Source organism: Enterococcus plantarum (assembly GCF_001730295.1).
Lineage (GTDB): Bacteria > Bacillota > Bacilli > Lactobacillales > Enterococcaceae > Enterococcus_L > Enterococcus_L plantarum.
In genome coordinates, this window is record NZ_MIKA01000003.1 from 37,988 (window position 1) to 52,435 (window position 14,448).

12 protein-coding genes and 1 riboswitch are annotated in these 14,448 nt (G+C 35.4%); of the genes, 11 read left to right on the forward strand and 1 reads right to left on the reverse strand.

From position 1 onward, the window contains the following. Positions 1-108: 108 nt before the first annotated feature. From rpmG to BCR22_RS02075, 7 genes are all read left to right on the forward strand, one after another. On the forward strand, positions 109-258 hold the full coding sequence (rpmG, locus tag BCR22_RS02045; RefSeq protein WP_002296119.1) for a 50S ribosomal protein L33: 150 nt from the start codon (positions 109-111) through the stop codon (positions 256-258). 235 nt (positions 259-493) lie between these two features. Next, entirely contained in the window at positions 494-1,429 is a 936-nt protein-coding gene (locus BCR22_RS02050; protein WP_069653340.1) for a hypothetical protein, read from the forward strand. Between the two features lie 108 nt (positions 1,430-1,537). Beyond that, entirely contained in the window at positions 1,538-2,296 is a 759-nt protein-coding gene (locus tag BCR22_RS02055) for an alpha/beta fold hydrolase (RefSeq protein ID WP_069653341.1), read from the forward strand. 837 nt (positions 2,297-3,133) lie between these two features. Next, positions 3,134-5,332: an adhesive domain-containing protein gene (locus tag BCR22_RS02060; RefSeq protein WP_069653342.1), complete on the forward strand. Its 2,199-nt coding sequence runs from the start codon at positions 3,134-3,136 to the stop codon at positions 5,330-5,332. 34 nt (positions 5,333-5,366) lie between these two features. Next, positions 5,367-5,948 (forward strand): WxL domain-containing protein, encoded by a 582-nt coding sequence (locus BCR22_RS02065; protein WP_069653343.1) that lies wholly within the window; start codon positions 5,367-5,369, stop codon positions 5,946-5,948. Between the two features lie 85 nt (positions 5,949-6,033). Next, positions 6,034-7,074: a WxLIP family cell surface protein gene (locus tag BCR22_RS02070; RefSeq protein ID WP_069653344.1), complete on the forward strand. Its 1,041-nt coding sequence runs from the start codon at positions 6,034-6,036 to the stop codon at positions 7,072-7,074. Between the two features lie 196 nt (positions 7,075-7,270). Continuing rightward, the gene (locus BCR22_RS02075; protein ID WP_069653345.1) at positions 7,271-7,672 is read left to right on the forward strand and encodes a DUF4809 family protein; all 402 of its coding nucleotides are present in this window, start codon (positions 7,271-7,273) and stop codon (positions 7,670-7,672) included. A gap of 88 nt (positions 7,673-7,760) precedes the next feature. Here BCR22_RS02075 and BCR22_RS02080 read toward each other — a convergent pair whose 3' ends face one another. Continuing rightward, entirely contained in the window at positions 7,761-8,258 is a 498-nt protein-coding gene (locus BCR22_RS02080; RefSeq protein WP_069653346.1) for a DUF4303 domain-containing protein, read from the reverse strand. Positions 8,259-8,524: 266 nt separating this feature from the next. After that, a riboswitch (M-box (ykoK) riboswitch) is annotated at positions 8,525-8,693 on the forward strand. Between the two features lie 131 nt (positions 8,694-8,824). Here BCR22_RS02080 and BCR22_RS02085 point away from each other — a divergent pair. The 4 genes from BCR22_RS02085 to glpK all read left to right on the forward strand — a co-directional run bounded on the left by BCR22_RS02085 (position 8,825) and on the right by glpK (position 14,438). Continuing rightward, on the forward strand, positions 8,825-9,742 hold the full coding sequence (locus BCR22_RS02085) for an LCP family protein (RefSeq protein WP_069653347.1): 918 nt from the start codon (positions 8,825-8,827) through the stop codon (positions 9,740-9,742). Positions 9,743-9,890: 148 nt separating this feature from the next. Next, the gene (locus BCR22_RS02090) at positions 9,891-11,225 is read left to right on the forward strand and encodes an FAD-dependent oxidoreductase (RefSeq protein ID WP_069653348.1); all 1,335 of its coding nucleotides are present in this window, start codon (positions 9,891-9,893) and stop codon (positions 11,223-11,225) included. Then, on the forward strand, positions 11,215-12,687 hold the full coding sequence (locus BCR22_RS02095; RefSeq protein ID WP_069653349.1) for an AcpB/EbpR/MafR family transcriptional regulator: 1,473 nt from the start codon (positions 11,215-11,217) through the stop codon (positions 12,685-12,687). Before BCR22_RS02090 ends, BCR22_RS02095 begins: the two co-directional genes overlap by 11 nt. A gap of 242 nt (positions 12,688-12,929) precedes the next feature. Next, positions 12,930-14,438, forward strand: a complete 1,509-nt coding sequence (glpK, locus tag BCR22_RS02100) for a glycerol kinase GlpK (RefSeq protein ID WP_069653350.1) — start codon at positions 12,930-12,932, stop codon at positions 14,436-14,438. The last annotated feature ends 10 nt before the right edge of the window (positions 14,439-14,448 follow it).

The following is a 14,448-nucleotide window of genomic DNA, read 5'->3' on the forward strand; positions in this document are numbered from 1 at the left end:
CTTTACAAATTTCACTAAAAGGGTAGAAATTCTTGAACAAACATGATATGATATTTTAGGCTAAGAAATATCTTAGAAATATGACATTAGATATAGGAGGGAAAACACATGCGCGTAAACATTACTTTAGAATGTACTTCTTGTAAAGAACGTAACTACCTAACAAGCAAAAATAAACGTAACAATCCTGATCGTTTGGAAAAACAAAAATATTGCCCACGTGAAAGAAAAGTTACTTTACACCGTGAAACAAAATAAGGTTATAACTCGAAACTCTGAGTCCTTGTCGTACATGGATTTGGAGTTTTTTGTTACTTTTATAATAAAAATGACATAAAGGAAGAAATTAATCTTTCCTTTCGAGTAAACTTTCATTATACTTTAGAAAAGATGATTTTAGTTATTTAATAGCTGGTCAAAAAAATCTAAACAATATTGGTTTAATGTCATTTACAACACTAATGTATTACTTGGTTGTTAAAGGAGTTTTTTCATGAAAAAAATGATGGTGATAGTTGGTTTATTGTTGATATGTTTACCTTCTATTTGTTACGGAGAAGATACTGGGGAATCTTCTACGAATGAGTCAAGTTTTGATGCTTCACACGAATTGTCGCATCAATATGCTCGTAAGCAAACGTTAAATGGCAAAACAACAAAGATTAAAAAGAAAAAAGAAGAGATTTATTTGGAGTTTCCTTTTAAAAATAGTCCATACGTAAGCTTTTCAGAGTTTGTCTTATATGGTCCAACGAATGGATATGCTGGATTTATTGAAACAATATTTTATCGTGACAAGATCAAGATCAGAGATATGTATTATGAAAATGATCCAGTTAAAACAGATAAAATCGGTATGTATTCAACGGATTTGTGTTTTACTTCTGAAGAAGGTGTTATTTATCATTACAAAAATGTGCCCTATTTAGTGAGTAGTGATAAGCCGACAGCCTTTTTTTCGGAGATTAATTTCGATAAAGAAAATAAAAAGATTTCTGGTGAACTTAAGATGCCAGCTTCTAAAAATACGTATCAAATCGAACTGTTTTACACAGATAATAATGAGTACCATTATCAAGAAACTTCGGTGGATAAAAAAGGCCAATTTAGTATTGATTTAAATCGAGAAGGTATCGAAGGTGAAATGTACCTTAGAGCGAGTGATGGATTAGGGAATTATGCGGATGCAAGTGATATTCTAAAAGAAGGAAGTTCACGTTATCATGTTCAACCAAATGAGTTGAAGACAATTGAAGACAGTTATAAGGTAATCAAAAATAAAAACACTCTTCTAGATTTAGTTGCTAGGATTTTGGCTCGAGTGTTAAGTGCTATCATTGTCCTCCTTACATTACTGCGTTTAAGGGTTCTTTTAAAGAGGAGAAAGAGACGAAAGAGAAGAAGACGGTTGAGAAAAAATAGAGAGTAATCAACAGTATGGCAGTGAACATTGCTATCAGTAAGACTAAAATTGTAGTGGATTTTAGTTTAAGGTGTATACTTAAAAAAGAATAACCTTTTTTAGGGAGAGAATAAGATGAAGATCATTATTAGACATCGGTATATCAAAAAAATTCCAGTCTTGGAAGTTGTTTCAGAAGAAAACAAAAATAGTATGTTACCGTTAGTTATTTATTATCATGGTTGGCAGTCAGCCAAAGAGCTATCATTGACTCAGGCTAGGAAATTAGCGAAAAAAGGGATTCGTGTGATTTTGCCTGATGCGATGAACCACGGTGAACGAAAAACGGGACCGATATCACCGATTCCCTCAGTGACTTTTTGGTCAAGTATTCAATACAATGTCATTGAGTTTGCGCAATTGGTACGTCATTTTGAGAAACAAGAGTTGATTGAAGATGGAAAGATTGGTGTTGGTGGTGTTTCAATGGGCGGTATAACGACATGTGCTTTATTGACCCAGCATCCAGAAATTAAAACAGCAGCTTGCATGATGGGGACGCCAGCCCCACAAAAGTATATTGAACGTGTAATGGAACGAGCGTCTGAAATGGAATTTTTCGTTCCTAAAGATTTGCCTTTGTTACTTAGTTGGGTAGCAAATTATGATCTTTCAATGGCTCCTGAAACATTGGCAGAGCGTCCAGTTTTATTTTGGCATGGCACGAAAGATCCTAAAATCCCATATGAAGACGTGGCTGATTTTTATCAAATGATCGAAGATAAACCTTATGCTAAAGAGAGCAAGTTTATGACAGGTGAAGGTGAGGGACATTTAGTTAAAGGTGAAATGATGGATGTTGTTGCTGATTTTTTCGAAAAGGAACTAACTTGATGAAAGGTATAAACCTTAGCAGCAAGTCAATCGCTTGTGTTTAGGAATGATGATTGTTTCATTTAGGCATGGTTAATAGGTTGCTGAATCAGCTCCATAAAATAATTTCTAATTTTTTATGGAGCTGATTCAAATAAATTTCAATAAACTAATTTTTACTAAACTATATTAAAAGAGAACGGTTGAGATAGGAATGGCTCCTATTCCAACCGTTTATTTACTATTTTGTGAATAATTGAAGAGTCAGAGCTGTTCTTAAAATGAAGGTCCTTGATCTTTAAAAAAAGCACAGTTGTCGAGTGTTTACCTAGAATCTTTGTACGATGAGGATAACGTTCAAAACGAACCACAATATTTAGGTTTACATTCCTTAACTCAGAATGTAAGTATTTTCTCATACTCCACAATGTAGTAAGGTATCTTAATTCAATTTTAATATAGAAAAAATAAGCTAACAAGACGGTGCTTTTTGTGAGAAATTTAAAATAATGAAAGAAATTTCCCAGGAAAATGAATGTTATTTTATTTACTTAAAAAATCAGTTTGTAGTCTATAAATAAGGCTGTATTTGATGCTTCTGGTTTATCTATTTAAAAAAATCGAGGATATTCAAAGGAAATCAGCTGAATAGTTTTTGATTCTTACTAATAAAAAACAAGCACTTTACACGATATTTCAAGAAAATAATAACGTTGTGTAATTTTAACGATTTAAATATATTTTTAGACAAAAATTAAATTAAAATATTTGAAATATTATTATATAGATAGTATTATTCAATTTAATCATGTATTACTTATTTGTCCATAAGAGTTAATCTAGAAAAAGGAGGCAATTATGAAAAAGCGTTATAGTTTTGTTATTACGTTAGTGGGTACTACAGTTTTATTTTTAGCTGCAGTTATCCCAAGTTCACTGACAATTTTTGGGGATAATGGTCAGTATGAAGTGAAAGCTGCTGAGTCAGTAAATGCGACAGATTTTGTGGATGTCAGTATCTTAAAAGGAACACAATTATCTTCCAATAATGGAACCGTTATCAACAATGGTGTTAAGTTGGAGAAAAATGCAGATTCTACATATGACTTAGATCTTTCGTTTCAAGGAACCGCAATTGCGGATGTCGGTTTAGTATCACCGAAGGTTATTGTTTTTGCGATTCCAGAGGAGTTACATGGGAAAATGGATGGACCGATTTTGATTAATACTAATGCCAAGTTGCTTCCAATCGTGCCTGGAGATGTTCCAGTAGTCAAAGATTTAGTTTTAAAAGTAGGTGGACTTGTAACGAGACTGCTTGGGTTGGCGAAACCTTTAGGCTTACAACTTGATTCATTAGAAAAGGCGTTTGAAGGGCTTAACTCTCTTCAAGATTTGGGTAGCTACGAAGCGACAGTTGAAGGGAAATTGTCACCAGATGGTAATTATGTGATGGTCGATTTCACTGATGGATTAGGCCAATATGTTCGTACAACGTATGCAAAGTTATTTGAGCCGCTGAAAGAAGCAGTTGCTGGATTAAAATTTACTGGTCTTTTGGCTATATTGAATCCAGTTCTGGAGTTACTAAAACCTGCCGTTAATGGTTTGCTTGATCTTGTAGGGCAAATTGCTAATGGAACATCGGATGTGTTGACTCAAGCATTGCAGGCTAATGTACTTGGTGATGTTACGTTTAATTTTTCTACGAAAGTTTCTGATGTAGTTGCTGAAAAAGCAAAGGTGACTGCTATGGCAGTTAATAAACCAGTGATTGATGTAGCGTTATTGAATACGATCCATGCAAATGGAGATGAGATCAATTTATATTTCGATAAAGTAGAGGAAGATTCTTTAACAAATTATTCCGTTGCAAAACCTAATGTCGAGGATATTTTAGAAGGTGTAGACAGTCTTAAAGGAAGCGTAGCAATAGCGCAACCTGTACCGGAGGGTGTGACATTTAAGGTAAACGTTGAATTGCCCAATGGCTCAAGGTTGATGGGTCCTATTGATGAAAAAGGTACTTTCACGATTCCATTTGGCTCCTATCAACCACAACGTAATGATCAAATAAAAGTGGTGATTGAAGCAAGTAATGAAAAACAGACCAAAGTCAGTGAACAAGAGATCAAACAAGTGATAGAAGATTCGTTTATACATTATGTAGTTCCAAAACCAGTACTTGATGATGTGCTAGAAGGTGTAACTAGCCTTAGTGGTAGGGTCGATCTGGCTTCACCTGTACCAAATGGGGTGACTTTTAAAGCTAGAGTGACATTACCTGATGGGACTACCGTGAGTAGTTCAATCAATGAGGAGGGGAACTTTACAATCCCGTTTGACAAGTATCAGGCTCAAGGGAATGATCTACTGAACGTAGTGGTTGAAATGAGTGATGGGAAACGCATAAATGTTAGTGAACCAGAAATCCTACAAGTAATCATTGATCCTTTGAAGAACTATCAAGTTCCAAAACCACAGGTCAAAAGTGTAAATGAAGGAAGTAAGGAGCTTAAAGGTTCCGTCACATTAACGAATGTTCCAATTGGGACTGAACTATTTATGCAAGCTCAATTCGCTGATGGTTCTATAAAAAGGGTAGCTCTTGAAAATGATGGAACTTTTTCAATCCCAGTAGCTGATAAAAAACTGAAAGAAGGCGATCCGATAAGAGTAGTAACCATTGCAGAACATGCTCAATCGTTAAAAGGGAAAGAAAGTGACAGCATTGTTTTTGCAGTAGGGAAGAGTCCATCTTTAGAAGGTTATGTTGTTCCGACACCAGTTGTAGCGCCTATTTTCGTTGGTGATGTAATAATCAAAGGAAGCGTTAAGATCATGAATCCTCCTGAAGGAACTCAATTTAGAGTTAGAGTGAGGTTCCCAGGAAATAGTTATGAAGAAGTACTAGTTAATGATGACGGTCTATTTTCACTAGATATTTCTGGTCGCCAGTTAACAGTCGGTACAGCAATCACCTTTAGCACGGTAGCAACACTTGGGACTGAGACAGCATCAAGTGGTAGAATCATTGTTTCTGTCGGTGCCAAATAACTATAAGTTTACTAATAAAGAGAGGGTGTACAAAATGAAGAGTTCAACCGTTTTATTGTTATCAGTCGTTTTTGGTACATTATTTTTAGGTCAATCTGCTTCAGCTGCTGATATTAATAAGGCTACTGATGTGGATGTTACGTTCACACCAGGCGCTTTAACATTGGAGGCTGTTTCTACAATCAGCTATGCGTCACAAACGATTTCAGTCGATGATGCTTCATATATTCCCACAAATCCTGAAGCAATCACTGTTGTTGTTTCAGATGCTAGAGGAACAAATGCCGGATGGAAACTAAGCGGGAAATTAAATGGATTTAAAGACAGCTCCGCTGCAGCTTCTTTACCGAATGCCAGTTTGAATTTTAAAAATACACAAGTAGGAACCAATAGTGAGGCGGACGCACCAACACCTGTTAATACAGTCAAGTTAGCGAGTGGAGCTACTACGGCAACACCATTCGCAACAGCCGCAACAGGAGCAGGTGCTGGAACTTGGACCTTTACATGGCCAGATGCTGAAAGTAAAGGTGTGACACTTGATGTGCCTGCCGCAATGGCAACGCTTGGGAAACATACATCTACGATCGATTGGACATTGGCCGATGCGCCATAGAATCAAAGGATGATTTTGAGAGAGTGGGATGAGCATCCGTTTATTCCACTCTTTTTTTCTGATGAACATGGAAGGAGTGGCTTAAATGTGTGATTTTTTTGGGTTAAAAGGGAGTACTATCTTATTTTCTATTGGATTTATTTTTTTATTTAGTGTTTTGAATGTAAAAACAGTTTTAGCACAAACTGATAGCAGAGAGACAAATAGCTTTTATGTGCAAGCGGTCATTCCGCAAAATCAAGTCGATATCAATAAATCTTATTTTGATTTGAAAATGCTGCCGGAAGAAGAGCAAGAATTACACGTTAAATTAGTGAATCCAGAAGATTCACCTATTTCTATTTCTATCAATGCCATAAATGCAACGACAACGGAAGAAGGAATGATCGATTATACAGTAAAAGGGATCCAGGATGAAACATTGGCATATCCTTTTGAATCTCTGATCAAGGTTTTAGAAACGACGATGTCCTTACAACCTTATGAAACAAAGATTGCTCATTTTCATTTGAAGATGCCAAAAGAAAGATATGATGGTGTGATTGCAGGAGGACTGCGTTTTACCAAAAATTCAGTTGAAAGTGAAACTAAAAGTAAAGAGGTGGCAGTTCAACAGCGATTCCATTATGTATTGGGTGTAGTCTTAAAAGAGACAGATACTTCGGTTTTGCCTGATTATGAAATAGATACAGTAGAAGTTGCCAAATCCAAACAAGGGAAGAAAATAGCCGTGATCCATTCGATTCGTAATGTAAATGCAGCGATTTCAAAGAAAATGGCTCTAAAATTTATTATTCGAAAAAAAGGGGATGAGACAGCGCTAATCAAGTATGAAAAAGAGGCGCTAGAAATGGCGCCGAATTCCATGATGGATTTTCCAGTACCTATCAAAAGACAGTTGCGGCCTGGGACATATATCAGTCAAACACAAATCAATCAAGATGGGAAAAAATGGGCATTTGAGAATGAATTTCAGATTACAAGAGGACAAGCGAAGAGAATCAAAGAAGAAAATGAAGAAACGAAAATTGTGAGCAAGGTTCCGATTTGGTTGATTTTAGTGATTATTCTGTTGGTTTTATTGGTAGTGATTCAGACGTATAGTTTGTGGCGAAGGAAAAAATGAGTGAACTAGATAGAATCCCTATTTTCTGCAAGGATAATGAGTAAGGATTTTTATTTGAACTTCTATATTGATTTCCATCTATCCTCGATAGAATGAGTTACTATAACGCTTAAAATCAATTAGTTACTTTATTGTTCCTTTGTTTTTGCTATAATAAGTAAAAAAAGATAGAGGTGCAAGAAAGGATCTATAAAAAATGAAAAAAGCGATAATTAGTAAAACAGTGAATTTATTAGATGGAGGTTGTAATGCTTGCGGAATTATTGAAGATGAAAATTATACTCTGACGATAGATGAGCAAGCAATTTCTTTAGAAGCATTGACGGTCAATTCTTTAGTATCAGCGATTGCACTAAAAAATGGATTTAAACGGGAATATCAGATGGATGTAATCGATGATTATACGTTATATAAAAAAGAAGAGTATCAAGTTACGCTTAAAGAAGAATATGATTTTTTGACGTATTCAACTGATTCTGTAAAAATTGAAACAAAAGATCAAATCATCGTTGAAACAAAATTAGTGAAGAAAGTAAATGATATTTTAGGAACCATTTTTAAAGTAGAAGAATTAGAATTTTGTTTTAAAATGACCTAAATGTATCAATTTAGCAATTTAGCAATTTATTAAAATATCAAGTATATAAAAATGCCTGTTGCAATTTTGAGCTACAGGCATTTTTTCGCTATTCTATTTGAAAAAAATCTGACATGCCTATTTTTTCAAATCGTTCTTGTGAGTCGGCTGGCGTTTCATCATGATCATAAACGAGCAGTTTGAAGTCTTCTGTTTTTGGGATTCGTTTAAATGTTTCGTTATCGGTCAAAAGAATGAGTTGCTGGCAAAGCCATTCAAGAACTGTCTCAATATCTTGTTCATCTTCTACCCAATCATCAAATAAATGAAGAGAGGCAAATCGCTGATTTTCATCCCAATCGCTTGAATTATATTTCATTTCTTCTATTTGTGTTTTAGTGTAGCCTTTATTTGTATAATAACTTGTTGTTTCTTGCCAAAGGTTCACTGTATTAAAGCATAAGTTGATTTCACCTTCCTCATAAATATTGCAGTCCAAAGCAAATGCATAAAATCGTTCATCGGAATGATCTAGTAAAAAATTGTCAATGCTGTCTGTTAAAAAGTTAAAAAAATACTCTTGCTGTTTTTCTAAAAAATGGTCCATTTATAGCCTCCAAAAGTTGGGTCTTTTAAACATTGAAACAGATAAAAGAAAGAATGTCTATCTAAAGTTGTTTTTTTTAGTTGGATAGTCATTTTTTAAGAAAATATAAAGATTTTTTAGTGAAACGATTTATTAGCCAGCGTGGATTTTACCGTGGGAACAAGCACAGAGTCGGTTTAGTTTAGGAACATAACTACACAAGTTGGATAACGTCTATCAAATTTAATTTGACTTTGTGATTCGATACGATTATAGTTTAAAATGAATTAAATACTTGTTAGGTGAGGCTCCTATATAAACACAGGCTACTGCTCAGAAATGTCGAAAGACAGGTATGGGTAGGACAAAATTCGTCGAATTAAGGCGTTTTTCAAAGTAGCTAAAAGCGATGCTTTTTACGTTATATAGTGCTAAAACTCAACGAAGAGAAGAGTAAGGTACGTTCTAAATAAATGGCATATGTCATCATTTTAAACGCCTATAATCTAATCCCTTCGCTGAGTGCTCTTGGTGAAGTTTTTTGTTTTTATCCAATGAATTAGCGGAGCTATAGAAAGGAATAACCAATGAAGAAATCTGTAAAAATAGTGATTATCACGGTATTATCTATTCTTCTTGTCGTTGTCAGTGTAGGATGTTATGCAGCCATTTCATTCCAAACAGCCAAGGAAGAAAGTGAATCAACATTGTCCAATAAGAACCAGAATTTCACTGGTGATGAACAAGCAAGTGATAAAGAGTTGACTGTGATGATCGTCGGAAATGATTCAAGAGATGACGATGAAGACCAAGGGCGTTCAGATACGCTTATGGTAGCGCACTATGATGGGAAAACGAAGCAGCCTAAATTGATTTCGATTATGAGAGACAGCTATGTAACTTTTCCAGATGGCGGACAAGATAAAATAAACGCCGCATATGCATATGGTGGTGCACAAATGACAAAAGACGTGCTGAAAACGAATTTTGATTTACCAATCAATTATTATGTAGTCATGGATTTTAAAGAATTTAGTGATATTATTGACGAGCTTTATCCAAAAGGGGTAACGATTGACGCTGAAAAAGATATTAATTTAGACGGTGTGGATATCTTTAAAGGGAAACAAACATTACATGGTAATAGTTTACTGCAGTATGCTCGTTTTAGAATGGATGAAGAAGGCGATTTCGGTCGGATCAGACGTCAACAACAGGTGATGGATGCTTTAGTAGAGCAATCTAAAGATTTGATTCCAATTTGGGAATTACCACAAGTAGCAGGGAAAATGGTCGGAAAAATCGATACAAATGTACCCACAAGTCTTCTAATCGATTTAGCAAAAGATTTTCTAACTGGAAAAGTGAAACCATTAAAATCACTATCTGTTCCCGTAGAAGGGTCATGGAACTTCAATGATTATACTGAATCTGGAAGCGTGATTGAATTAGATGAACAAACGAATGCTGAAGCGATTCAGAATTTTATGAAAGACAAGGAATAACATAATGGATCCGTTTGCTCTCCTTGATGTGGGTAAACGGATTTTTTTATAAAAACGGAAAGTAAATCAGTTTAATTCTATGCGATTAGACCAAGCGTATGCTATTCTTTAAGAAAGCGTTTTTTTTATTTAGAAGGAAGGGTTTACTATGAAAGTTGTGATCATTGGTGCATCTTTTGCTGGCGTGTCGGCTGCTTTGGCTATTAGAAAAAAACACCCCGTTGCAGAAATTCATTTAATCGAGAAACAGGAAACGATTGGTTATTTGCCGGGAGGAATCAACCGGTATTTTAATAAAACAAGCGAATCTATTCAAACTGCAGAGTTTATTTCAGAACAACAATTAATAGAAAAGGGTATTTCTTTGTTGTTAAATGCCAAAGTGGTCAGTATGGATTCGAAACAGTATATCGTTAAGTATGAAAAACAAGCAGCAACGTTTTTTATGTCTTTCGATAAATTGATTTTAGCGACAGGTTCTAGTCAATGGTCGCAGAAAATTCTGGGTAGTGATTCAGAAAAGGTATTAAAATATAAATTTTTACCTGGCGTTTTACAAGCTATTGAACGATTGGAAAGGAGTGATAAAGTAGCCTTGATCGGTGGTGGACAAATCGGTGGGGAAGCAGCAGATATGCTGTTGAAAAAAGGAAAAGAAGTGCATCTTTTTGAGCGGATGGATTATTTATTATTCAAGTATTTCGATGAGGAGATGATACGACCAGTACAAGCCGAAATGGAGTCTCGAGGTGTTGTATTTCATTTTAATGAAACGGTTGAAAAAGCGATCGACACAGATGAAGGTCTACTGATTGAAACAAAGAAATCTAAACTGTTATGTGATAGTGCGATTTTTGCGATGAATGTCCGTCCGGATCTAGGCTATTTGGATGAATCTATTCAAACACATACAGACCAGACTGTTTTTGTAAATGAGTACTTGCAGACCTCTCAAGCAGATATTTTTGCAATCGGTGACTGTATTCAGGTCCAGTATGGCGTGTCAAAGGACTCTTTTTACATTCCTTTAGTGAATAATGCGGTTAGAGCTGGCTTAGTTGTAGCTCAAAATCTTGTTGAACCAACAACACCATTTGTCGGCTCGCTTCGAACGATTGGAACAAAACTTGTTGATTATTATATCGCAAGTACTGGGTTGACGGAAGCAGAGGGGCTCTTTCACGGGCAGTCAATTGCTGTTGCCCATGTTCAGCAAAAAAGTGCTCAATTTTCAGGATGTGAAAAAATTTGTGGAAAAATTATTTTTGAAAAAGAGAGCCACAAAATTTTGGGAGCACAATTAATTTCCAAAGCGAATATTTTAGAGAAAATCAACACACTAGCACTTGGTATTCAAATGGGTCAAAAACTTGAAGCGCTTTATCAAAAAGATTTCTTGTATCATCCATATTATTCCAACGTGATTGACATCACGAATCAGTTAGGATTTGAAGGATTGTGGAGTGATACGGATGAAAATTGAAGAATTATTAGATAAGAAAGAAGCAAGAGAAATCGGGATTTTAAAGAAAGTAATTTTGGCTGGCGGTCGAATTGCAGATCATGAGTTGCTAGATTATTTAGGGGTTTCAAAGGCTTCTTTAGAAAGTGATTTGAAGGAATTAAGTTATTACTTGAAACCTTACGAAAAGGACTGTTCCCTTTTTTATGATGGACAATGGGTGGCTATTCACTTGTCTGATCATTTTTCGGTTAGTAAGGTTTTGGATGATTATGTCCGCGCATCAGTCAAATTTCAATTGATTGATTATTTATTTCATTATCGAGAATTTACGATCGTTCAGCTCACTACAAAATTTATGATTAGTGAATCTTCGTTATTTCGAAAGATAAAAGAGTTAAATTTAATAGTAAAAGAATTTGATCTTAAAATTCGTAATGGTCAGCTAAAAGGGGAAGAGTTGCAAATCCGCTATTTTTATTTTCAAATTTATTGGTTTTTGACGCCTTATGATGTACATCAAGAAAAAACATTGACCATTCAAAATGCAAGAATCATTGAAGCACTCGAAAAAGCTTTATCGCTTTCTTTTGAAGAACAAGGCAAATTGAAGATTAGTTTGTGGCTGACGATCAGTAAAAAAAGAATTGCGGTACAGCCGAAAGAGTACAAAGGATTATCTAGTAAGAGTCAGGGATACGAACAGGATCCTTTTTTTAAAACATTGCGCTCTTTTGTTTTGCGTTTCTTTAGCCGCTATCCACTTGAAATCGATGAAGAAGAAAGCCTATTGCATTATATTTTTTTAATGAGTATGTCCGTTTTGGCTGAATCGGATTTCGCTGAGTATAGTTTGATTCGAGGTAGACGTACACCGACTTCATTAGCGGATACATTCGTGTTGGAGCATGTGATTTTATATTATCGGCCAAAAAAATTTTTCCCGGATCTGGAGAAAAAAATCTTCTATTATTTTTCTCAAATTCATAGTCGGCTCTATTTTTTTAAAGGAGAGTTGGAGTTATTTGATCGCGAGAATATTTGGCAGAAAGAACAAAGTCTTTCCAGTCATCAGTTGGCAGACTTCTCCCGTGTGCTTTTAGATAAAAGTTTGGAATGTTTTGATCGTCATTATGAAAAAGGCAATAGCTTACATGAATGGTCGTTAGTGAAATATCTTAGTGTGCTGGCAATTATTGATTTTGACATTGTTGGTGAAACTCGAATTGGAATCGATTTAAAGATGGACCACTTATATAAAGAAGTTATGACGCAAGTATTGGTTTTGAGTTTGAAGAATTTAAATGGCTTAACGATTGAAACTTACAATGCCCAAAAAAGCTATGATTTGATGATCACAAATGTTATGAAGCCGAATGTATATCGTTCAGTAAAGGAAGTATACGTGTTATCCGAGTTAGGCTCAACTTACGATATCAATCAAATTAGGAAGAAAATCAGAGCATTACACAATAAAAGATGAATTGAGTGAAAAAGCCCAAAAACCAAAAGAGTGCGTTGTTTTGGTTTGGGCTTTTCGTCGATAGGACAAAGAAAGAAGCAAAAACCTTCAATTATTTTTGAAATAAAAAAAAATATGACATTTTTAGGAAACGATTTGCGATTATTATTAATATATAAAATAAAACGTTTTCATTACGGGGTTTATTTATCAGCCGAAGCTAAACAAGCCCACTACGCTTTTAAAATAGGGAGGAAATCATTATGACAGAGCAAAAGTATATCATGGCAATCGACCAAGGGACGACTAGTTCAAGAGCGATTATTTTTGATAAAAAAGGCAACAATATCGGGAGTTCTCAAAAGGAATTTACTCAAATTTTTCCTAAAGCAGGATGGGTCGAACACAATGCTAATGAAATTTGGAACTCGGTTCAATCAGTCATTGCAGGTGCCTTGATTGAATCAGGAGTTAAGCCTTCTGATATCGCAGGCATCGGTATTACCAATCAGCGGGAAACAACGGTCGTTTGGGATAAACAAACAGGATTACCAATCTATAATGCAATCGTGTGGCAATCTCGTCAATCTTCATCTATCGCCAATCGGTTAAAAGAAGAGGGTCATGGTGAGTTAATTCATGAAAAAACTGGATTGATCGTAGATGCTTATTTTTCCGCAACGAAAATTCGTTGGATTTTAGATCATGTTGAAGGAGCTCAAGAACGAGCTGAAAAAGGAAATCTGTTGTTTGGAACGATTGATTCATGGCTAGTTTGGAAATTGACAGGTGGGGAAACGCATGTAACGGATTATTCCAACGCAAGTCGTACCATGTTATTCAATATTCATGATTTAGATTGGGATCAAGATATTTTAGATATTTTGAACATTCCACGTGTGATGTTACCGAAAGCTACATCGAATTCTGAAGTATATGGGTTGACGAAAAACTATCATTTCTACGGTAGTGAAATTCCGATCTCAGGTATGGCAGGTGACCAACAAGCTGCGTTGTTTGGACAAATGGCTTTTGAACCGGGAATGGTAAAAAATACGTATGGTACAGGTTCATTTATTGTCATGAACACAGGTGAAAAGCCACAGCTTTCTGATAATAATCTATTAACAACGATTGGTTATGGGATCAATGGCAAAGTCTATTATGCCTTAGAAGGAAGTATTTTCGTAGCAGGTTCAGCCGTTCAATGGTTGCGTGATGGTTTGAAGATGATTCAAACAGCTGCTGAGTCAGAAGCTGTAGCAAATGAATCTCATAATAAAAATGAAGTTTACGTCGTTCCTGCTTTTACAGGTCTAGGAGCACCGTATTGGGACTCGGATGCAAGAGGCGCTGTATTTGGGTTGACAAGAGGCACAACAAGAGAGGATTTTGTAAAAGCTACATTGCAATCGGTGGCTTATCAAGTGAGAGATATCATCGATACCATGCAAAAAGATACTGGTATTGCGATTCCAATCTTAAAAGTAGATGGAGGAGCCGCGAATAATGATTTATTGATGCAATTTCAAGCAGATATCTTAAACACTTCTGTTCAAAAAGCACAAAATTTAGAAACAACTGCTTTAGGTGCTGCGTTTTTAGCTGGTTTAGCGGTTGGCTTTTGGAAAGATTTAGATGAATTAAAAGAATTTTATGAAGATGGACAAGTGTTTGAAGCGAAAATGTCCGATGAAGAACGGGATGATTTATACGAAGGCTGGCAACAAGCTGTCGCTGCTACACAAATGTTTAAACATAAATCAAAATAAGGGAAGAAGT

What these genes read in the sequence shown, in the direction of transcription:
- BCR22_RS02065 (WP_069653343.1), top strand. Translation starts at nt 5,367, where the DNA reads ATGAAGAGTTCAACCGTTTTATTGTTATCAGTCGTTTTTGGTACATTA.
- BCR22_RS02050 (WP_069653340.1), top strand. Translation starts at nt 494, where the DNA reads ATGAAAAAAATGATGGTGATAGTTGGTTTATTGTTGATATGTTTACCT.
- rpmG (WP_002296119.1), top strand. Translation starts at nt 109, where the DNA reads ATGCGCGTAAACATTACTTTAGAATGTACTTCTTGTAAAGAACGTAAC.
- BCR22_RS02060 (WP_069653342.1), top strand. Translation starts at nt 3,134, where the DNA reads ATGAAAAAGCGTTATAGTTTTGTTATTACGTTAGTGGGTACTACAGTT.
- BCR22_RS02095 (WP_069653349.1), top strand. Translation starts at nt 11,215, where the DNA reads ATGAAAATTGAAGAATTATTAGATAAGAAAGAAGCAAGAGAAATCGGG.
- BCR22_RS02080 (WP_069653346.1), bottom strand. Translation starts at nt 8,258, where the DNA reads ATGGACCATTTTTTAGAAAAACAGCAAGAGTATTTTTTTAACTTTTTA.
- glpK (WP_069653350.1), top strand. Translation starts at nt 12,930, where the DNA reads ATGACAGAGCAAAAGTATATCATGGCAATCGACCAAGGGACGACTAGT.
- BCR22_RS02070 (WP_069653344.1), top strand. Translation starts at nt 6,034, where the DNA reads ATGTGTGATTTTTTTGGGTTAAAAGGGAGTACTATCTTATTTTCTATT.
- BCR22_RS02075 (WP_069653345.1), top strand. Translation starts at nt 7,271, where the DNA reads ATGAAAAAAGCGATAATTAGTAAAACAGTGAATTTATTAGATGGAGGT.
- BCR22_RS02055 (WP_069653341.1), top strand. Translation starts at nt 1,538, where the DNA reads ATGAAGATCATTATTAGACATCGGTATATCAAAAAAATTCCAGTCTTG.
- BCR22_RS02085 (WP_069653347.1), top strand. Translation starts at nt 8,825, where the DNA reads ATGAAGAAATCTGTAAAAATAGTGATTATCACGGTATTATCTATTCTT.
- BCR22_RS02090 (WP_069653348.1), top strand. Translation starts at nt 9,891, where the DNA reads ATGAAAGTTGTGATCATTGGTGCATCTTTTGCTGGCGTGTCGGCTGCT.